The sequence below is a fragment of the Blautia sp. An46 genome (assembly GCF_002161645.1).
Classification (GTDB): Bacteria; Bacillota; Clostridia; order Lachnospirales; family Lachnospiraceae; genus Blautia; species Blautia ornithocaccae.
Genome location: NZ_NFIF01000010.1, coordinates 19,878 through 41,005 on the forward strand (window position 1 = coordinate 19,878; position 21,128 = coordinate 41,005).

The 21,128-nt window shown below is 45.0% G+C and carries 19 protein-coding genes and 1 other annotated feature; of the genes, 18 read left to right on the forward strand and 1 reads right to left on the reverse strand.

All coding sequences use genetic code 11. The features are described from left to right. Nucleotides 1-280: 280 nt before the first annotated feature. The 18 genes from tyrS (at nt 281) to rpsA (ending at nt 19,926) form a co-directional block, all read left to right on the forward strand. Nucleotides 281-1,504 carry a tyrosine--tRNA ligase gene (tyrS, locus tag B5G00_RS09545; RefSeq protein ID WP_087272009.1) on the forward strand — a complete coding sequence of 408 codons (1,224 nt, stop codon included), beginning with the start codon at nt 281-283 and terminating at the stop codon, nt 1,502-1,504. 482 nt (nt 1,505-1,986) lie between these two features. Beyond that, nucleotides 1,987-2,676: a hypothetical protein gene (locus B5G00_RS09555; protein ID WP_087272015.1), complete on the forward strand. Its 690-nt coding sequence runs from the start codon at nt 1,987-1,989 to the stop codon at nt 2,674-2,676. A 35-nt stretch (nt 2,677-2,711) separates the two neighbouring features. Next, nucleotides 2,712-2,994 (forward strand) — a binding site (T-box leader). 123 nt (nt 2,995-3,117) lie between these two features. Beyond that, complete coding sequence (gene trpE / locus B5G00_RS09560; protein ID WP_087272018.1) at nt 3,118-4,572, forward strand: anthranilate synthase component I; 1,455 nt, start codon at nt 3,118-3,120, stop codon at nt 4,570-4,572. Then, nucleotides 4,569-6,173: a bifunctional anthranilate synthase component II/anthranilate phosphoribosyltransferase gene (locus tag B5G00_RS09565; protein ID WP_087272021.1), complete on the forward strand. Its 1,605-nt coding sequence runs from the start codon at nt 4,569-4,571 to the stop codon at nt 6,171-6,173. Before trpE ends, B5G00_RS09565 begins: the two co-directional genes overlap by 4 nt. A gap of 3 nt (nt 6,174-6,176) precedes the next feature. Next, nucleotides 6,177-6,968, forward strand: a complete 792-nt coding sequence (trpC, locus tag B5G00_RS09570) for an indole-3-glycerol phosphate synthase TrpC (protein WP_206423786.1) — start codon at nt 6,177-6,179, stop codon at nt 6,966-6,968. After that, entirely contained in the window at nt 6,961-7,569 is a 609-nt protein-coding gene (locus B5G00_RS09575; RefSeq protein WP_087272024.1) for a phosphoribosylanthranilate isomerase, read from the forward strand. Before trpC ends, B5G00_RS09575 begins: the two co-directional genes overlap by 8 nt. Before the next feature lie 4 nt (nt 7,570-7,573). Then, complete coding sequence (gene trpB / locus B5G00_RS09580; protein WP_087272027.1) at nt 7,574-8,758, forward strand: tryptophan synthase subunit beta; 1,185 nt, start codon at nt 7,574-7,576, stop codon at nt 8,756-8,758. Next, nucleotides 8,751-9,527: a tryptophan synthase subunit alpha gene (gene trpA / locus B5G00_RS09585; protein WP_087272030.1), complete on the forward strand. Its 777-nt coding sequence runs from the start codon at nt 8,751-8,753 to the stop codon at nt 9,525-9,527. The genes trpB and trpA overlap by 8 nt, the downstream gene beginning before the upstream one ends. A 128-nt stretch (nt 9,528-9,655) precedes the next feature. Next, nucleotides 9,656-11,092 carry an acyl-CoA carboxylase subunit beta gene (locus B5G00_RS09590; protein WP_087272033.1) on the forward strand — a complete coding sequence of 479 codons (1,437 nt, stop codon included), beginning with the start codon at nt 9,656-9,658 and terminating at the stop codon, nt 11,090-11,092. Between the two features lie 14 nt (nt 11,093-11,106). Beyond that, entirely contained in the window at nt 11,107-11,877 is a 771-nt protein-coding gene (locus B5G00_RS09595; RefSeq protein WP_087272035.1) for an OadG family transporter subunit, read from the forward strand. 25 nt (nt 11,878-11,902) lie between these two features. After that, complete coding sequence (locus B5G00_RS09600) at nt 11,903-12,280, forward strand: biotin/lipoyl-binding carrier protein (RefSeq protein WP_087272038.1); 378 nt, start codon at nt 11,903-11,905, stop codon at nt 12,278-12,280. Nucleotides 12,281-12,328: 48 nt separating this feature from the next. Beyond that, nucleotides 12,329-13,477 (forward strand): sodium ion-translocating decarboxylase subunit beta, encoded by a 1,149-nt coding sequence (locus B5G00_RS09605; protein ID WP_087272041.1) that lies wholly within the window; start codon nt 12,329-12,331, stop codon nt 13,475-13,477. 47 nt (nt 13,478-13,524) lie between these two features. Then, nucleotides 13,525-14,937, forward strand: coding sequence for an oxaloacetate decarboxylase subunit alpha (locus B5G00_RS09610; protein ID WP_087272345.1), 1,413 nt, complete (start codon nt 13,525-13,527; stop codon nt 14,935-14,937). A gap of 133 nt (nt 14,938-15,070) precedes the next feature. Continuing rightward, nucleotides 15,071-16,003 (forward strand): MurR/RpiR family transcriptional regulator, encoded by a 933-nt coding sequence (locus B5G00_RS09615; RefSeq protein ID WP_087272044.1) that lies wholly within the window; start codon nt 15,071-15,073, stop codon nt 16,001-16,003. Nucleotides 16,004-16,041: 38 nt separating this feature from the next. Then, on the forward strand, nt 16,042-17,298 hold the full coding sequence (locus B5G00_RS09620) for an NAD(P)/FAD-dependent oxidoreductase (RefSeq protein WP_087272047.1): 1,257 nt from the start codon (nt 16,042-16,044) through the stop codon (nt 17,296-17,298). A 4-nt stretch (nt 17,299-17,302) separates the two neighbouring features. Then, entirely contained in the window at nt 17,303-17,980 is a 678-nt protein-coding gene (gene cmk / locus B5G00_RS09625; protein WP_087272049.1) for a (d)CMP kinase, read from the forward strand. Between the two features lie 4 nt (nt 17,981-17,984). Further along, nucleotides 17,985-18,836 carry a 4-hydroxy-3-methylbut-2-enyl diphosphate reductase gene (ispH, locus tag B5G00_RS09630; protein ID WP_087272052.1) on the forward strand — a complete coding sequence of 284 codons (852 nt, stop codon included), beginning with the start codon at nt 17,985-17,987 and terminating at the stop codon, nt 18,834-18,836. Then, nucleotides 18,817-19,926: a 30S ribosomal protein S1 gene (gene rpsA / locus B5G00_RS09635; protein WP_087272055.1), complete on the forward strand. Its 1,110-nt coding sequence runs from the start codon at nt 18,817-18,819 to the stop codon at nt 19,924-19,926. The genes ispH and rpsA overlap by 20 nt, the downstream gene beginning before the upstream one ends. A 29-nt stretch (nt 19,927-19,955) precedes the next feature. Here the strand turns inward: rpsA and B5G00_RS09640 are convergent, their stop codons facing one another. After that, nucleotides 19,956-21,074, reverse strand: a complete 1,119-nt coding sequence (locus B5G00_RS09640) for a ribonuclease H-like domain-containing protein (RefSeq protein ID WP_087272059.1) — start codon at nt 21,072-21,074, stop codon at nt 19,956-19,958. Nucleotides 21,075-21,128: the final 54 nt, after the last annotated feature.

The window sequence follows — 21,128 nt, forward strand, 5'->3', positions numbered from 1 at the left end:
TGCGCCGCTTTGAGCCTGTAGTCTCAAAGCTGTGCTCGACAAATTCGCATAAAATACATAAATATTCCTGACACATGTTTAATGCGACAACTCCTGCTCGACAAATTTGCAGAAAACATAGCAAATATTCTCTGTAATTCTTCGAGGGCAGTTGAAAATGATAAAAGTTTGTGAGCTGTTTATCGGACAGACGATAGCGTCCTTCAGAAAAAAGCAAAAACTGTGGCAGCTGTTATTTGTATACTGCCATGGTCAAGTAAAGAGAAAAGGAGAATCTAAGATGAAAATTTATGAGGAATTGCAGGCCAGGGGGCTGATCGCACAGGTGACGGATGAGGAAGAGATCAGGGAATTGATCAACAACGGAAAGGCAACTTTTTATATCGGGTTTGACCCTACGGCGGACAGCCTTCATGTGGGGCATTTTATGGCTCTGTGTCTGATGAAGCGCCTTCAGATGGCGGGAAATAAGCCTATCGCTCTGATTGGCGGAGGCACCGGTTATATCGGGGATCCTTCCGGAAGATCGGATATGCGTTCTATGATGACGGCGGAGACTATTCAGCACAACTGTGACTGCTTTAAGAAACAGATGGAAAGATTCATTGATTTTTCTGATGGAAAAGCCCTTATGGTAAATAATGCAGAGTGGCTGTTAGATCTGAATTACATTGACTTTTTAAGAGAGGTAGGCCCTCACTTCTCGGTAAACCGTATGCTTACTGCAGAATGCTATAAGCAGCGTATGGAGAAGGGCCTGAGCTTTCTGGAGTTTAACTATATGATCATGCAGAGCTATGATTTCTACATGCTGTATCAGAAATATGGCTGCAATATGCAGTTCGGCGGAGATGACCAGTGGAGCAATATGCTGGGCGGTACAGAACTGATCCGGAGAAAGCTGGGCAAGAACGCCTGTGCCATGACCATTACCCTTCTTCTGAATTCTGAGGGCAAAAAGATGGGCAAGACCCAGTCCGGGGCTGTATGGCTGGATCCAAACAAGACCTCACCTTTTGACTTCTACCAGTACTGGAGAAATGTGGCAGACGCCGATGTGCTGAAATGTATCCGTATGCTGACCTTCCTTCCCCTGGAACAGATCGATGAGATGGATAAATGGGAAGGCAGCCAGTTAAATACGGCAAAAGAAATCCTGGCTTATGAGCTTACAGAACTGGTTCACGGAACCGAAGAAGCCCAGAAGGCCCAGGAAGCGGCAAAGGCCCTGTTTACCAGTGGAAATGCAGCAAATATGCCTTCTGCCCAGATTGAGGAGTCTGAGCTTACAGATGGAAACATCGACTTGATCTCCCTTCTGCACAAAAGCGGACTGGCTAATTCCCGTTCAGAGGCCAGAAGAGCTATTGAACAGGGAGGCGTAGCCATTGACGGAGAAAAAATTACAGATATCAAATATCTGGTTCCAGGAGAAAAACTTCAGGGAGAGGGAATTGTCCTGAAAAAAGGAAAGAAGAACTTCCGGAAGATTACATTAAAATAATAAAAGGTATTTTTGGAAAAAGCAGGGAGCTGTCACATTGATCAAATTCGGGAATATTTATACATTTTGCTGCTCAGCCTGCGCAGCTTTGAGCCTATAGTCTCAAAGCTGTGCTCGACAAATTCGCATAAAATGTATAAATATTCCTGATATATGTTAAACGAGACAGCTTCTTTTCTTTTGCAGAAAAGTGCAGGGAATTTTTGGCAAATCTGCCAGTTGTTTTTCGGATCTGATTGTAGTAGACTGAGGATCAGAGAGGCTGACAAATAACAAGTCTGTATCTGCATTTCATTTTTCAGCCGGAAAATACAGGATTTCTGATTTTTCATCATTTCACAGGTCTTTTTGCTTATCTATTCTCTTTTAAAAGAGATCTTTCAGATTCTGAAAAATTCCAGGGAAAATTTTTCTATCAGCCATATACTGCAAAAAAGTATTCTCACCTTTGAGAAATGCACTGCAGACGGAAAAGAGGTTTTATGTTAAAAAAAGGTATTTTATTTCAGGGACTGCCAAAGAAGGAAGGAGGCGATTATCGGGACATCACCTATCTTTTTCTGTATGGACTTTCCAGAAATGTCCTCTGCAGGGCGAAGATCAGGGATATGAAAAGAGAATGGAGGGAATATCTGCTGGAAAAAGCAGACAGAAGCGCTTATCAAGCTCCGGTTTTCTGGAAAATGCTGAAGAAGGAAGAAAAAAAGTGTGCCAGAATTGTCCTTGGCCTTTTAGAAGATCTGCGGAATTGTGAAGACGTAAGGGCAGAAAAGTCTTGGGTCTGCCTCAGGTATCTGATACGTTCCGGATACCGGGCAGAAGAAGAATATCTGAGAGAGAAAAAAGAGATATTCTTTTCCAGTCTTTGGGAATTGGCCGGTGAAGAGAAAGGGGATATCCTTTTAAGAAGCAGCCGGATATGCATGTGTCTGCTTATGGCGGAGGAAGATCACAGAGAGATAAAAGCAGATAAGGGAATTTTTCTTTTTGAAGAGGGCATAAAAAAGACGGAAGAATTATGGAAAAATGGAGAAAAAACAACCACTGACAGTTCTTTCAGAGATGAGAAGGCAGAATTTTTGCGTGTATGGATACCATTCTTTTTCTGTCTGAACAAGGCGCCGGCAGGATCTGCAAGAATTGGAAAAAAACAGACAAAAGTCTTGACATGAGAAAAATATATGTTATAATTCTACCAAATTAGAACTTTAAACCGTTGAACAAGAGTAGTAGGTAAAAATATTTGTTTACAGAGAGTTCCGGGGGGTGAGATCGGAACAGCAAGAGTTTTTATTGAATGGACTTGTGAGGGCAGCTCGAAATTTCTTGGGAAAGAGTAGACGCTGACGGGTGTACCGATCCGTTATCAGCAGGGAGTGTATGTCAGTACATGTAAAGAGTGGCCAGGAGTCTTTTTGTTTTATCAATAGAAGAAAAGAACAACTGGCAATTTGGGTGGTACCGCAGGAGATGATTCCCCTGTCCCAATAGAAGCAGAGACGCTTCTGTTGGGACAGGGGTTTTTTAATGCATTAATATTTCCCTATGCATTCAAAACTCCCAAAGGAAGTCCTTTACCGACATACGAAAATATCATTTAAGGAGGAATGTAAATGCTGAAACCTGATTATGCAACAGCCGGGAAACTGGCAAAGAACTATTCTGTGATTCCTGTATGCCGGGAAATCCTGGGAGACAGTACCACCCCTATTGCAGTACTGAAAAGACTGGCGGCAAAAAGCAGCCGGTATTTCCTTCTGGAAAGTGTAGAAGGAGGAGAAAAGTGGGGCCGGTATTCCTTTCTGGGATGTGATCCAAAGCGGAGGATTTTCTGTCAGAAGGGAAAGGTAAAGATCCAGGGACAAGAAGGAGCATACGAAACAACTGAGAAGCCTCTGAAAGCAGTGAGAAAACTGATGAAAAAATATAAGGCGCCGGTACTTCCGGATTATCCCCCTTTTACCGGAGGACTGGTGGGATACTTTTCTTATTCTGTCATTGGTCTGGCGGAACCGGTCCTCCATATAAAAAATGAGAAATTTCCGGATTTTGACCTTTTTCTTTTTGACAAGGTCATTGCCTATGATCATCTGAAACAGCGGCTCCTTTTTATGGTCAATATAAAAACCGATGATCTGGAAAAAAATTACCGGAAGGCAGAGGAGGAAATCGACAAGCTTCAGAAGCTTTTAGAAGAAGCTGAAGAAAAGCAGGAAGACTTAAGAGAGAAGATGGACTTCCAGTGTACCACAGGAAGAGAAGAATATTATGGAATGGTGGAGAAGACCAGAGAACATATCCGGAGAGGAGATATTTTCCAGGCAGTAATTTCCAGACAGTTTCAGAGTCCCATGAAAGGAAGTCTTCTGAACTCATACAGGCTCCTTCGGACTTCCAATCCTTCTCCCTATATGGTGTATTTTCACACAGAGGAGCTGGAACTGATGAGCACTTCACCGGAGACTCTTGTAAAGCTTCACAACGGAAAGGTGACCACCTTTCCTGTGGCGGGAAGCAGACCCAGAGGAAAGAATGAGGAAGAAGACAGAAGACTGGAAAAAGAACTTCTCCAGGACGAAAAAGAACTGTCCGAGCATAATATGCTGGTAGATCTGGGAAGAAATGACCTGGGAAAGATCTGCAGATTCGGAAGTGTGAAAGTGACAGAGTATATGGCTGTTCATAAGTATTCAAAGATTATGCATATCTGCTCTCAGGTAGAAGGTGTGATCCGGGAAGACAAAGATGCATTAGACGCTATCGAGGCGGTGCTTCCTGCAGGCACTTTGTCAGGAGCTCCTAAGATCCGGGCCTGCCAGATCATAGAGGAGCTGGAAAAAGAGGAACGGGGCATTTACGGAGGCGCCCTGGGATATCTGGATTTTACAGGAAATATGGATACCTGCATTGCCATCCGCATGGCGGTGAAAAAAGATCAAAAGGTTTATGTCCAGGCAGGAGGCGGTATCGTGGCAGACAGTATTCCGGAGAAAGAATACGAAGAATCCGCCAATAAAGCGGCGGCTGTGATCCAGGCCATCATTCAGGCAGAGGAGGAAGGAATATGATCTTAGTGATTGATAATTACGACAGCTTTACTTATAACCTGGTCCAATATCTGGGCACTATCCGGCCAGATATCCAGGTGGTCCGAAACGACCAGGTGACTCTGGAAGAAATCGAAAAATGGGATCCTTCCCATATCCTCCTTTCCCCGGGACCGGGCTATCCGGAGAAAGCCGGGATCTGCATAAATGTGGTGAAAAAATTTCAGGGAAAGATCCCTATACTGGGAATCTGTCTGGGACATCAGGCTATCTGCCAGGCATATGGGGCGGTGATCGCCCCGGCAAAAGAACTGATGCACGGAAAGAAAAGCCTGATAACCCTAAAACCGGACTGTTCCCTGTTTGCAGGACTGGCCGGGACTATAGAAGCAGCCAGGTATCATTCTCTGGCTGTAAAAAGAGATACCCTTCCGGACTGTCTGAAGATCACGGCGCAGACAGAAGACGGCGAGGTTATGGCGGTAGAGCATAAAGAATATCCTGTATATGGGCTTCAGTTTCACCCGGAGTCGGTGCTGACGCCAAAGGGAATGAAGATACTGGAAAATTTTGTAAAGATTGAGAGAAAGGAAAGAAAAGTTATGATAAAAGAAGCAATCCACACATTAATGGATGGAAAAGATCTGTCTTATGAGATGGCGAAAGGCGTTATGGAGGAGATGATGGACGGAACTGCTACCCAGGCCCAGATGGGAGCCTTTCTGGCGGCTCTGCGGATGCAGGGAGAGACCATTGATGAAATCACGGCTTTTGCCCAGGTTATGCGGGATAAGGGGATCAAGATCCAGCCTCAGAGAGAAGTTATCGATATTGTGGGTACAGGAGGCGATGAAGCTGGAACCTTTAACATCTCCACCACCTCTGCCTTTGTAGTGGCAGCAGGAGGAATTCCTGTGGCAAAGCATGGAAACCGGAGTGTTTCCAGCAAGAGCGGAGCCGCAGACGTGCTGGAAAAGCTGGGAGCCAATGTTTCCCTGGATCCGGAACAGAATGAAACTATTTTAAACCGTACAGGCATGTGCTTTCTTTTTGCCCCGGTATATCATTCTTCCATGAAATATGCAGCCCCGGTAAGACAGCAGATGGGTGTGCGGACAGTCTTTAACATTCTGGGGCCTCTTTCCAATCCGGCGGCAGCTACCATGCAGCTGTTAGGCGTCTATGACAAAAAGCTGGTAGAGCCTCTGGCAAAGGTCCTGGGAAATCTGGGTGTGACCAGAGGGGTGGCTGTTTGCGGAGCAGACGGCCTGGATGAGATCACCCTTACCGGAGAGACCCTGGTGTGTGAGATCCGGTTTGGAAAAGTAAAAAGCTATACCATTTCCCCGGAACAGTTTGGTATGGAGCGGTGTGATCTTTCCTGTCTGGTAGGAGGAGATCCTCAGGAAAACGCCAGGATCACCAGAGATATCCTGGAAGGAAGAGAGAGGGGGCCCAAGCGGAACGTAGTACTTTTAAATGCCGGCATGAGCCTGTATCTGGGCATTGACGGCATTACTCTGGAGGAAGGGATAAAGATGGCGGGCGAGCTTATTGACAGTGGAAAAGCTGCTGAGAAACTGGAAGAGTTTATCAAAGCCACAAAGGAATACGAGGTATAGAAAATGATATTAGAGAAAATTGCAGCTTCCACCAGAAAACGGGTGGAAGAAAGAAAAAAGGAAGTTCCCCTGGAGAAGATGAAAGCTCAGGCGGAAGCTATGGAGAAAAATACCGGCTTTCCCTTTTACCGGGCTTTGGCTCAGAAAGATATGTCCTTTATCTGTGAGGTAAAGAAAGCTTCCCCCTCCAAGGGAATTATTGCAGAAAACTTCCCTTATCTGGAAATTGCCAGAGAATATGAAAGGGCAGGAGCTTCTGCAATATCCTGTCTTACAGAGCCGGAGTTTTTCCTGGGAAAGGACCAGTATCTGAAAGAAATTGCCGGGGAAGTTTCTATTCCGGTCCTGAGAAAGGATTTTGTGATAGATTCCTATCAGATTTATGAGGCCAAGACTCTGGGAGCTTCTGCAGTGCTGCTGCTCTGTTCCCTGTTAGGGGAAGAGTCCTTGAAAGAATATCTGAAGATTACCAGATCTCTGGGGATGACAGCCCTGACAGAAGCCCATGATGAAGAAGAAATCCGCCAGGCTCTCAGGGCAGGAGCAGATGTGATCGGGGTAAACAACCGCAACTTAAAAAATTTTACAGTAGATGTGGAAAACAGCCTGCGGCTTCGGAGATATATACCGGAAGGAATCCTTTTTGTGGCAGAAAGCGGCATTCACAGCCCTGAGGATATTTCCAGAATGAGAGAAGCCGGAGTGGACGCTGTACTCATTGGAGAAGCCCTTATGAAAAGTGAGAACAAAAAGGAAATGCTAAACTGGCTGAAGAAAGGAGACACCAGTGACTAAGATTAAGATCTGCGGACTGAAGACAATAGAAGATATAGAAGCAGTGAATCGCTGGAAACCGGACTTTGCAGGATTTGTTTTTGCATCGGGAAAGCGGCAGATCACACCTGGGCAGGCTGCAGAGCTTCGTAGGGCTCTTGATCCCAAGATCCAGGCGGTAGGGGTTTTTGTAAATGCTCCTCTGAAGGAAGCGGCTGTTTTGGCAGAGACAGGAGTGATCCAGTATATACAGCTTCACGGAGATGAGGACGCCGCCTATATGGAGGCTCTCAGGAAACAGACAGATAAGCCTCTGATCAAAGCCGTGGCGGCCAGGAGCAGAGAAGAGATCCTGGAAGCTGAAAAACTTCCCTGTGAATATCTTCTCCTTGACGCTTACAAAAAAGGCAGCCCGGGAGGAAATGGGGAAACTTTTGACTGGAAGATCATTCCTCCCCTTAAAAAGCCCTGGTTTCTGGCAGGAGGCCTTTCTCCGGGAAATGTGGAGCAGGCCATAAAAACCTGCCGGCCTTTTGGCGTGGATGTCAGCAGCGGAGTGGAGATACAAGGGAAAAAATCCCAACAGCGGATCAGAGAATTTATAGAAAAAGTGAGAGGATAAGAATATGGGAAAAGGAAGATATGGAATTTTTGGAGGACAGTATATACCGGAAACCCTGATGAATGCCGTGGAGGAACTGGAGGAGGCTTATGCCAGATACAGTCAGGATCCGGAATTTCTGGAAGAGCTGGAGAATCTGTTGAAAAATTATGCGGGAAGGCCTTCTATGTTGTATTATGCAGAGAAAATGACCAGGGATCTTAAGGGAGCAAAGATTTATCTGAAAAGGGAAGATCTCAACCATACCGGTTCCCACAAGATCAACAATGTACTGGGGCAGGCCCTTCTGGCAAAGAAAATGGGAAAGACCAGGATCATTGCGGAAACAGGGGCCGGACAGCACGGAGTGGCAGCAGCCACAGCAGCAGCCCTTATGGATATGGAATGTGATATTTACATGGGAAAAGAGGATATGGACAGGCAGGCCTTAAATGTTTACCGTATGGAGTTGCTGGGGGCAAAGGTCCATGGAGTTTCCAGCGGAACGGGAACTTTAAAAGACGCAGTAAACGAAACTATGCGGGAATGGACTAGGAGAATGGAAGATACCCTCTATGTACTGGGATCTGTTATGGGTCCCCATCCCTTCCCTATGATGGTCCGGGATTTCCAGAAGGTGATCGGAAAAGAGATCCGGGAACAGCTTATGGAGAAAGAAGGCCGTCTTCCTGACGCGGTCATCGCCTGTGTGGGAGGAGGCAGCAACGCCATGGGAGCTTTCTATGAATTTATTCCCGATGAAAAAGTCCGCCTTATCGGCTGTGAGGCTGGAGGTCTGGGTATTGATACAGAGAAACATGCGGCGACTTTAAGCCGTGGGACCACAGGAATTTTTCACGGAATGAAATCCGTTTTCTGTCAGGATGAATATGGACAGATCGCTCCGGTATATTCCATATCTGCAGGGCTGGATTATCCAGGCATTGGACCGGAACATGCTCATCTGGCGAAAATCGGAAGAGCAGAGTATGTTCCTATAACTGACCGGGAAGCTGTGGAAGCCTTTGAGTATCTGTCCCGGACCGAAGGGATCATACCAGCCATAGAAAGCGCTCATGCAGTGGCTTATGCCAGAAAGCTGGCACCAAAGATGGGAAAAGACCAGATCATAGTGGTAAACCTCTCCGGAAGAGGAGACAAGGATGTAGCGGCAATCGCAAGATACAGAGGAGTGGAGATTTATGAGTAAGATTTCAGAAGCATATAAAGACACCAAAGCATTTATTCCATTTATTACAGGAGGAGATCTTTCACTGGAGATCACAGAACAGCTTTTATACGCCATGGAAGAGGCGGGAGCAGATATTATTGAGATCGGGATTCCCTTTTCAGACCCTATTGCAGAAGGACCTGTGATCCAGGCCGCAAATGAGCGGGCTCTGGCAGCAGGCTGTACTACAGACAAGCTTTTTAAGACAGTGAAGAAAGCAAGAAAGAAAGTACAGGTTCCCATGGTTTTTCTTACCTATCTGAACCCTATCTATACTTACGGGAAAGAACGTTTTATGGAACGGTGCAGGGAATGCGGGATCCAGGGCGTGATCGTGCCGGACATGCCTTTTGAGGAGAAAGGGGAACTTAAGGAAGTCTGCAAAGAATATGGGATAGAGATTATTTCCCTGATCGCTCCTACCTCCAATGAAAGGATCGCGGCTATTGCAAAGGAAGCGGAAGGATATATCTACTGTGTATCTTCTCTGGGGGTTACAGGGGTGCGGGAACAGATTTCTACAGATATTAAAGGCATGGTGGATAAGGTCCGGCAGGTGACAGAGGTTCCCTGTGCAGTAGGATTCGGCATTTCTACACCGGAACAGGCACAGAAAATGGCGGCAGTTTCTGACGGGGTCATTGTTGGAAGCAGAATTGTGAAAATTGTGGAGGAATATGGAGAACATGCAGTGCCCTATGTAAAAGAATATGTTGAAAACATGAAAAAGGCTCTGAAAAAAAGCTGAGAAGATGTTAAATTATTATCATAGCCTATTGAAAAAAATCTTAAAAAAGAGTAAAATTAATACGCACGTTGGTTTTATTTATGCAGTGTTTTAAATGACCAAAATATTAAAAAACGGAGGGCTGATAAATGAGTAGTACAGCACAAAGCTTGGCAGGCAAAAGAATCTATTCTTTGCTTGATGAGAACAGTTTTGTTGAAATTGGCGGCTGTGTGACCGCAAGAAATACAGATTTCAACTTATCTGAAAAAGAAACGCCGGCAGATGGTGTCATCACCGGATACGGCGTCATTGACGGCAGTCTGGTCTATGTTTACAGTCAGGATGCATCTGTGTTAAATGGGTCTATCGGTGAGATGCATGCGAAGAAGATCGTAAATCTGTATGATCTGGCCATGAAGACAGGAGCTCCTGTGATCGGACTGATCGACTGTGCAGGCCTCAGACTGCAGGAGGCTACAGATGCCTTAAATGCTTTCGGCGAAATCTACACAAAGCAGGTAATGGCTTCAGGGGTGATTCCTCAGATTACGGGTATTTTTGGAACCTGCGGAGGAGGACTGGCAGTAGTCCCCGGACTTACAGACTTTACGTTTATGGAGAAAGATAAGGCAAGACTGTTTGTAAATTCTCCCAATGCTCTGGAAGGAAATGATATTTCCAAATGCGATACTTCCAGCGCTCAGTATCAGAGCCAGAATGCAGGTCTGGTAGATGTGCTGGGAACAGAGGAAGAGATCCTGGCACAGATGAGACAGTTGATATCTATGCTGCCATCCAACTATGAAGATAATTCTGCATATACAGAATGCACAGACGATCTGAACCGGGTGTGCCCGGAACTGGCAAATTGTGTGGGAGATACTTCCATTGCACTGTCTCAGATCGCAGACAACAACGAATTCTTTGAAGTGAAAGCAGAGTACGCAAAGGATATGGTAACGGGCTTTATCCGCTTAAATGGAGCAACTGTAGGCTGTGTGGCAAACAGAAGCGAGATCTACAATGAAGAGGGAGAAAAGACAGATTCCTTTGATAATGTATTATCTGCAAGAGGATGCAAGAAGGCAGCACAGTTCGTAAAATTCTGTGACGCTTTTGAGATCCCTGTGTTGACTCTTACCAATGTAAAGGGATATAAAGCAACTAAATGCTCTGAGGCAAATATGGCAAGAAATGCGGCAGAGCTGACCAATGCATTTATCAGCGCTACTGTTCCAAAGGTAAATGTGGTGATCGGGGAAGCTTTCGGAAGCGCTTATCTGACTATGAACAGCAAATCCACAGGTGCCGATATGGTTTATGCATGGCCTTCTGCTCAGATCGGTATGATGGACGCAAAACTGGCAGCCAAGATCATGTATGCCGGATCTGACGTACAGACTATTAATGAGAAGGCAGCAGAATATGCTATGCTCCAGTCCAGCGCTCTTTCAGCAGCAAAGAGAGGCTATGTAGACACTATCATCGAGCCTCTGGATACCAGAAAATATGTCATCGGTGCTTTTGAGATGTTATTCACAAAGAGAGAAAATCGTCCTGACAAAAAACACGGCACGGTTTAAGCGAGGTGAAGCATATGAAGCAGATAGGAAAAAAATTAGGAGGACTCGTATCCTTAGGTATTCTGACCCTTACCCTGACTGCCTGTACCGGTTCCCAGGAGGAGATCAACGAAACAGTAGCAAATAATCTGTACAGCACCACTACCTCTACTATGGAGACTCTGGTTGCTTATGACAACGCAACCATGGAGCAGGCCATAGAAGAAAATCCCAACATGGACGATTTTACCAGGAGTGCTTTTCAGGCCTGGATGGATTCTTCAGAGGAACTGGGTGTCTATATCGGATTTGAAGATGTAGATCCTTCAGAGGCAGTAAGAAAAGATGGAAGCAACTATGTAGTGGATCTGGAAGCAGAATTTGAAAATGGTACAGCCGATGTTCAGATGGTTTACGACAGCAAGCTGAATGCGGACAGCATCGGATTCAGTATGCAGTATACCATGGGAGAGAAGATGCAGGATGCTGCCATGAATGCCGTAGTCGGCCTTGGAACAGTGTTTATCGTACTGTTCTTCTTGGTTTTTGTTATTTCTCTTTTTAAATATATACCCGGTCTTGTGGATTCTTTTGGAAAAAAGAAAACAGAAACCCCGGCCCCGGCTCCTGTTTCTGCAGCCCCTGCGCCTGCGGTTGTTCCTGCAGCAGAAGAGGAGGAAGTACTTACAGATGATCTGGAACTGGTGGCTGTTATCGCAGCAGCTATTGCAGCTTCTGAAAATACATCCCCGGACAGCTTTGTAGTCCGTTCGATCAGAAAATCAAAGAAAAATAATTGGCGTTAGCTGAAAGCCATAGGAGGAAAAGAATATGAAATCTTATACAATCACTGTAAACGGCGTTGCATATGATGTAACAGTAGAAGAAGGCACAGGAAATGGAGCAGCACCTGTGGCCGCACCAAAAGCAGCACCAAAGGCCGCTCCCAAGGCAGCACCTGCTCCCGCAGCAGCACCTGCACCTGCAGCAGCAGGCTCTATCGAAGTAAAGGCTTCTGTACCAGGCAAAGTTTGCAGCGTGGCAGCCAATGCCGGACAGGCTCTGAAAGCAGGAGACCCTATCGTTGTTCTGGAAGCCATGAAGATGGAAATTCCCGTAGTAGCACCTCAGGACGGCACAGTGGCAAGCATTAACGTGGCAGTAGGAGACGCTGTGGAAAACGGCGATGTCCTTGCTACCATGAACTAAGCGCTATGGACTGTGTAAAGTCAAAGAAAAAATACGGGAGGTAAAAAAATGTCAAACATTGCAGATGTTGCGTCAAATCTTATCAGCCAGACCGCTTTTATGAATTTGACATTTGGAAATCTGATCATGATCCTAGTGGCGTTTGTATTCCTGTTCCTCGCCATTAAAATGGGGTTTGAACCCCTTTTGCTGGTGCCCATTGCATTCGGTATGCTTTTGGTAAATATTTATCCGGATATTATGATCTCAGCGGAAGAGGCTTCAAACGGAACACCGGGACTTCTGCACGTTTTCTATATCCTGGATGAGTGGAGTGTTCTGCCTTCTCTGATCTTCCTGGGAGTTGGCGCTATGACAGACTTTGGTCCCCTGATCGCAAACCCCAAAAGTTTCCTTATGGGTGCTGCAGCACAGTTAGGTATTTATGTGGCTTATTTCCTGGCGATCTTTATGGGATTCAATGGAAAAGCAGCAGCAGCTATTTCCATTATCGGAGGCGCTGACGGACCGACTTCTATTTTCCTGGCCGGCAAGCTGGGACAGTCGGGACTTATGGGAGCCATTGCAGTGGCAGCATATTCCTATATGTCTCTGGTTCCCATCATCCAGCCGCCTATTATGAAACTTCTTACAACAGAGGAAGAGAGAAAGATCAAGATGGAACAGCTTCGTCCGGTTTCCAAACTGGAAAAGATCCTGTTCCCTATCGTTATCACTGTAGTAGTATGTCTGATCCTGCCTACTACCGCTCCTCTGGTTGGTATGCTGATGCTGGGAAATCTGTTCCGTGAGTCAGGCGTGGTAAAACAGCTGACTGAGACAGCTTCCAATGCCCTTATGTATATCGTGGTTATCCTTCTGGGAACTTCTGTAGGAGCTTCCACAAGCGCAGAGGCTTTCCTGAAGATGGATACTCTGAAAATCGTTGTCTTGGGTCTGGTGGCCTTTGCCTTTGGTACTGCGGGAGGCGTGCTCCTGGGCAAGCTGATGTGTAAGCTGTCCCACGGCAAGATCAATCCTCTGATCGGTTCTGCCGGAGTATCTGCCGTACCTATGGCAGCCCGTGTATCTCAGAAGGTAGGCGCTGAGGCTGATCCTACCAACTTCCTGCTGATGCACGCCATGGGACCAAACGTAGCAGGCGTTATCGGTACAGCCGTAGCTGCCGGAACCTTTATGGCAATTTTCGGCGTATAGTAAAATCCGCATCAGCGGACATGGAAATATAAATGGAGGAAAAAAAGATGGCAGAAGTAGTAAAAAAACCTATTAAGATTACTGAGACGATCCTGCGTGACGCTCATCAGTCTCTGATTGCCACCAGAATGACAACAGAACAGATGATGCCTATCGTGGATAAACTGGATAAAGTGGGTTATCATTCTGTAGAATGCTGGGGTGGCGCTACCTTTGATGCATCCCTGCGTTTTCTGAAAGAAGACCCATGGGAAAGACTTCGTAAATTCCGTGACGGATTCAAAAATACAAAGCTTCAGATGCTGTTCAGAGGACAGAACATTCTTGGCTACCGTCCTTATGCAGATGATGTGGTAGAGTATTTTGTGCAGAAATCTATTGCCAACGGAATCGATATTATTCGTATTTTTGACTGCCTGAATGATCTGAGAAATCTGCAGACAGCAGTAAAGGCAGCGAATAAAGAAAAAGGACACGCTCAGGTGGCTATGTCCTACACTTTAGGCGAGGCTTATACCCTGGAATATTGGGTAGATCTTGCAAAAAGAATTGAAGATATGGGAGCTAACTCTATCTGTATTAAAGATATGGCAGGACTTCTCCTTCCATATGCAGCAACTGAGCTGGTAACAGCCCTGAAAGAAGCTGTTGATATACCAATTCAGCTTCATACCCATTATACTTCCGGTGTGGCTTCTATGACTTATCTGAAAGCAGTAGAGGCAGGGGTAGATGTGATCGATACGGCTATGTCACCCTTTGCTCTGGGAACTTCCCAGCCAGCTACAGAGGTTATGGTAGAGACCTTTAAGGGAACTCCCTATGATACGGGATTTGATCAGAACCTGCTGGCAGAGATTGCCGATTATTTCCGTCCGATTCGTGATGAGGCTCTGGATTCCGGCCTTCTGAATCCGAAGAACCTGGGAGTAAATATCAAGACCCTTCTGTATCAGGTGCCGGGCGGTATGCTTTCCAACCTGACTTCTCAGCTGAAAGACCAGCATGCAGAAGATAAATATTACGATGTTCTGGAAGAAGTTCCGAGAGTTCGTAAGGATCTGGGAGAGCCGCCTCTGGTTACACCATCTTCTCAGATCGTTGGTACTCAGGCCGTATTTAACGTGCTTATGGGTGAGCGTTACAAGATGGTAACAAAAGAGACAAAGGACGTTTTAAGCGGCAAATACGGCGCAACTGTAAAGCCTTTCAATCCGGAAGTTCAGAAGAAATGTATCGGTGATGCAGAAGTGATCACCTGCCGTCCAGCAGACCTTCTGGAGCCTGAACTGGATACTCTGAGAGATGAAATGGCTCAGTGGTCTGAACAGGAGGAGGATGTATTGACTTATGCACTGTTCCCACAGGTTGCTACAGACTTCTTTAAATACAGAGAAGCGCAGCAGACAAAGGTAGACCCGAAAGAAGCGGATACAGAAAACGGAGTATATCCGGTATAAGAGGTAAATAATTAAAAGAAGCTGCCTTCTGCAAGACCGGCTGGTTTTGCAGGGCAGCTCCTTTTGCTTTCTTCAGAAAATTGTGCTATGATAAAAAACATCTGAAAGAAAAAGAAAAGAAGAGGCACGGAAAATGAACAATACGGAACATCTGCTTGGCAGAATTAACCATCAATATCAGAGTTTCAGTAAAGGTCAGAAAAAACTGGCATCCTATATTCTGGATAATTATGATAAGGCGGCATTTCTTACTGCAGCAAAGCTGGGGGAGACAGTAGGAGTCAGCGAATCTACGGTAGTGCGTTTTGCTATACATCTGGGCTACAAAGGATACCCGGAATTTCAGAAGGCTTTGGAAGAACTGGTACGCAATAAACTGAATTCTATACAAAGGATGGAAGTGACATATGGAAAAGTACCTCAGTCAAAAATCCTGGATACGGTACTCCATTCAGATATAGACAAAATCAAGCTGACTCTGGAAGGAATTGACCATCAGGCATTTGAACTGGCCATAGAGCTTCTTCTTTCAGCCAGAAACATTTATGTTGTGGGAATCAGAAGCTGTGCTCCTCTTGCCAGTTTTATGAGCTTCTATTTGAACCTGATCTTTGATAATGTACGGCTTTTAACTACCAGTAGTTCCAGCGAGATCTTTGAGCAGATGATTCATATAAGCGAGGAAGATGTAATTGTGGGTATCAGCTTTCCAAGATATTCTATGCGAACCCTGAAAGCTCTGGAATTTGCCAATAACCGGAAAGCCAGGGTGATTACCCTTACAGACAGCGTTCATTCCCCTATGAATCTATATTCTTCTTGTAATCTTATTGCAAGAAGTGATATGGCTTCTATTGTGGACTCTCTGGTAGCTCCATTAAGCGTGGTCAATGCTCTTGTGGTGGCCTTGAGTATGAGAAAACAAAAGGAAGTAGTGGAGCGGTTGGAATCTCTGGAAAAAATATGGGATGAATATCAGGTTTATAATAGCGACGAGATCAATCCTGCAGATAATCAGGAAATAGAGCTGCTGGACCCGGAACATGGAACCAGGCAGACTGACTGAAGCGAAAGGAAAAGGAGCGGGCATTAAAGGAGCAGTTTATGGAAAAGATAGTAATCATAGGAGGCGGTGCGGCTGGCATGGCAGCCGGTATTTTTCTAGGGGAACAGGGACACAAGGTTCATATTTTTGAAAAAAATGAAAAGCTTGGAAAAAAACTGTTCATTACGGGAAAGGGCAGATGTAATCTGACAAATTCCTGCGATGAAGAGGCTTTTTTCCAGTCTGTAGTGACAAATGCAAAATTTCTTTATAGTTCTTTTTATGGCTTTACAAACCAGAATGTAATTTCTTTTTTTGAAGACCTGGGACTGAAGCTCAAGGAGGAACGGGGAGGAAGGATTTTTCCTGTGTCTGATCATTCCTCAGATGTTATAGGAGCTCTGGAGAAAAAGCTCCATCAGCTGGATGTGAAGATACATTTAAAAAGCCAGGTTCAGGAAATTTGGACAGATGAGGATGGAGAAGGAGAGAAAAAGGTAAGAGGAGTGCTGCTGGAAAATGGAGAGAAGATAGAGGCAGACAGGGTGATTGTAGCTACAGGCGGCTGCTCCTATCAGGCTACAGGCTCTACTGGGGATGGCTACCATTTTGCACGAGCCACTGGACATACTGTTACGGAAATTCGTCCTGCTTTGGTTCCGATAGAGACAGAAGAGGCCTATATTACCAGTATGCAGGGACTTTCTCTGAAAAATGTAGAGCTGACCATAAAGGATGGAAAAAAAGTCCTGTACAAAAATTTTGGAGAACTTTTGTTTACGCATTTTGGAATGTCCGGTCCCCTGGTGCTTACCGCCAGCTCATATATTGGAAAACGGCTGCAGAAGGGCTCTCTGCTGGGAACACTGGATTTAAAGCCGGCCTTGACCAGGGAACAGTTGGATAGGCGGCTTTTGAGAGAATTCGAGGAAGGGACAAATAAGCAGTTTAAAAATATAATAAACAGCTGGTTTCCTGCAAAGCTTTATCCTGTAATGCTGGAGCTGGGAGGGATCGCCCCGGAGAAAAAAGTTCATGAGATTACAAGAGAAGAGAGAAATGCTTTCCTTGAGAAGGTGAAGAATCTGCCTTTTACTATTACAGGACTGCGGGGATTCAATGAGGCTATTATTACCCAGGGAGGAGTCAAAGTAAAGGAAATTGATCCAGGGACTATGGAGTCAAAAAAGGTGAAGGGCCTTTATTTTATTGGAGAGGTGCTGGATGTAGATGCCGTTACCGGAGGGTTTAATCTGCAGATCGCCTGGTCTACAGCAAAAGCGGCAGCCAGAGAAAGCGAAAGGAAAAGGAGTTAGAAAAATGGCAGTGAATATTGCAATTGACGGGCCGGCAGGCGCCGGAAAAAGTACCATAGCAAAAGCAGTGGCGAAAGAACTGGAATTCATTTATGTGGATACGGGAGCTATGTACAGAGCCATGGCTCTGTACCTGATCCGACAGGGAATTTCCCCTGAAGAAAAAGAAAAGATGGAAGAGGCCTGCAGGGAAGCAGATATCTCCATTGTGTATGAAGAGGGGGCTCAGCAGGTTCTTCTTAATGGAGAAAACGTAACTCCTTACCTCAGAAAAGAAGAGGTAGGGAATATGGCATCTGTAAGCGCTGGAAATCCTGTGATCAGAGAAAAACTAGTGGAGCTTCAGAGAAATTTGGCTGCAAGAGCTAATGTGGTCATGGACGGCAGAGATATTGGCACCTGTGTGCTGCCAGATGCAGATATAAAGATTTATCTTACTGCAAGTGCCAGGACCAGAGCCCTTAGAAGGTGCAGGGAGCTGGAGGAAAAAGGAATTCCCTGCAGTCTGGAAGAAATCCAGGAGGATATCTGTCAGAGAGATAAAAGAGACATGGAAAGAAAGATATCGCCTCTGCGGCAGGCAGAGGATGCCTGCCTTGTGGATTCCTCAGACATGAATATCCAGGAAGTGAAGGAGGAAATCCTTCGCCTTTACAGAGAAAAAAGCGGGGAAGAAAAATAGGATTATGAAAGTAAAAGTTGCAAAAACCGCAGGCTTCTGCTTTGGTGTAAAAAGGGCAGTAGAAAAGGCCTATGAAGTGGCTGACGCCAAAAAGGGACCGGTTTATACCTATGGTCCTATTATCCACAATGAAGAAGTGGTAGCAGACCTGAAAAAAAGGGGAGTTCAGGTTCTGGAAACAGAGGAGGAGCTGAGAGCGCTGAAAAGCGGTACTGTGATCATCCGTTCCCATGGCGTGCCGGAATATATTTATGATCTGCTGAAAGAGAAAAAGCTGGATTATGTGGACGTCACCTGCCCCTTCGTGCTGAAGATCCACAGGATTGTAGAACGGGAGAGTAAAGGTGGCCGTCATATTGTTATCATAGGAAATCCGGACCATCCTGAGGTGGCTGGTATCCGTGGGTGGTGCCATGGTCCTTCCACTGTGATCCGAACCAAGGAAGAAGCAGAGGGCTTTTTGTCAGAAGACCACGAAAAAGTTTGTATTGTGTCTCAAACGACATTTAATTACAATAATTTTCAAGAAATAGTTGAAATTCTGAACAAAAAGAGGTATGATAGACTTGTTTTAAATACGATTTGCAATGCCACCCAGGACAGACAGGCTGAGGCAGAGGAAATCGCAAAACAGGTAGACGCCATGATTGTCGTTGGGGGCAGGCATAGCTCAAATACCCAGAAGCTTTATGAAATATGTAAAAAGGAATGTAGAAATACTTACTATATACAGACACTTGCTGATTTGGATTCTGAACGTTTTCGTTCCGTTCAATGTATAGGTATTACAGCAGGGGCGTCAACCCCAAATAAAATAATTGAGGAGGTTTCAAAACATGTCAGAATTAAGTTTTGAACAGATGCTGGACGAGACATTTAAAACTATAAGAAATGGAGAGGTAGTCGAAGGCACAGTTATTGATGTCAAAGAAGATCAGATTATCTTAAACATTGACTATAAAGCAGACGGCATTATTACCAGAAGCGAATATTCCAATGACCAGAACCTTGACCTGAGAACTGTTGTACACCCAGGGGACACCATGGAGGCAAAGGTGCTGAAGCTTAACGACGGGGATGGACAGGTACTTCTGTCTTCTAAGAGACTGGCTGCAGACAAGGGAAATAAGAGACTGGAAGAAGCCTTCGAAAACAAAGAAGTGCTGAAAGCAAAGGTTACGCAGGTATTAGAAGGCGGTTTAAGTGTTGTAATCGACGAGGCCAGAGTATTTATTCCTGCAAGCCTTGTATCCGATACTTATGAAAGAGACCTGACAAAATACCAGGATCAGGAAATTGAATTTGTTATTACTGAGTTCAATCCTAGAAGAAGAAGAGTTATCGGTGACAGAAAACAGCTTCTGGTTGCAAAGAAGGAAGAGATGAAGAAAGAACTCTTCGAGAGAATCCATCCAGGAGATGTTGTAGAGGGTACAATTAAGAATGTAACTGACTTTGGTGCTTTCATCGATTTAGGTGGGGCTGACGGACTTCTTCATATTTCAGAAATGTCCTGGGGCAGAGTGGAAAATCCTAAGAAGGTATTTAAGGCAGGAGAAAAACTTACTGTCCTGATCAAAGAAATCAATGGCGACAAGATTGCACTGAGTCTGAAGTTCGAGGATCAGAACCCATGGCTTCATGCAGCAGAAAAGTATGCTGTAGGCAATATTGTAGAAGGTAAAATTGCTCGTATGACAGACTTCGGCGCTTTTATCGAGCTGGAACCTGGAGTAGATGCCCTTCTTCATGTTTCTCAGATTTCAAGAGCTCATGTGGATAAACCATCTGATGTTCTCAAAGTGGGACAGGAAGTAACTGCAAAGGTCGTAGACTTTAACGAAGAAGAGAAAAAAATCAGCCTGAGTATGAAAGTCCTGGAACCTGCCAAAGAAGAAACTGCTGAACCAGTTCAGGAAGAAGCAGCAGAAGCTGAAGAAGAATAAAAATCCAAAACAGATTAAGGGGTACCGCATTAATGCGATACCCCTTTTAATATTGCCAGAAGATAGTCGTGAAGGGAATCAGAGGACATATCCTGAAATGGCCATAGAGCATATGTGGCCTGACTTTTGTAGCTTTCTTTAAGAAGGGGAACCGGTTGGTTTCCAGGAGCAGCTACAAAGGTTCCGGTATATTTCTTATAACAGTTGGAGGCCTTGGCTTTTTTTCTTCGGGAAGGGTCTGTGTATACAGCTACGCTTTTGTGGATGGCTTCATCTTCATAAGGCAGATAGTAATAATTCTGATAGTCAGGATAGAAATATTTCAGGGTACCCTGATAAAGAGGCATTTTAAGCTTTCCGTGGGAACCTTCTATAGCTATGCGGAAGAAATCTGTGACCCCAGTAAGCCGGACTGGAATGGAAAAGGGAAAATCCAAAGAAAAGAGGAGTTCTCTTTTTTGACCTCCTTCCAATGCAGGCTCCAGTATTTCTTCGGAGTTGAGAACAAAAAAGCTGCCAGAGAGAAAATCTTTCAGTTTTCCAAGAGGAAGGAGAGAAAACATGCCTTTTAAATCATCTTGATTGTGAAGAAGAAGCAGGTCCAGTACTTTCGTTTCTTTAGATTTTACATAAATTTGATAAAAATTTATCATATCTTTTCCCGAAAGCTTATCTCTTCTGGGATAATTCATCAGGGTCTCAAAGGTTTTCTGTTTATGGTCAGGCATTTGCCGGAAAAAGCCGGGGAGTCCTGTAAGCTCTCTGTAAAGGTCGATCTGCATCAGAGAAGAGAAGGGAGATACAAGGCCCAGAGCTTTGTATCGATGGCACAGATATGGGACATCAAAGGAGGTGCCGTTAAAGTGTACCAGATATTTTTTGCCAGAAATAAGCTTTGCAAAGGATTTCAGTAATTTCTTTTCTTCTTCAGCGGTTCTGGATTCCGCCAGAAACTGTATAAGAGACCAGGGAGAGCCGTCCTTTCTTTTTTCAACAGCGCCAATGAGAAATACCTGGCTGTTTCCTGGACTTAGTCCGGTGGTTTCAATATCAAAGAAAAGTACATCTTCAGGCTTCAGATCTTTTGGAAAAAATCCCTCTCTGATATCGATATTTTTTTGACAGAGAATTGTTCTATTTGTTATCATTTTAACAAAAACCTTTCAAATTGTATTTAAAATAGTACGAAAAGTGCACAATTT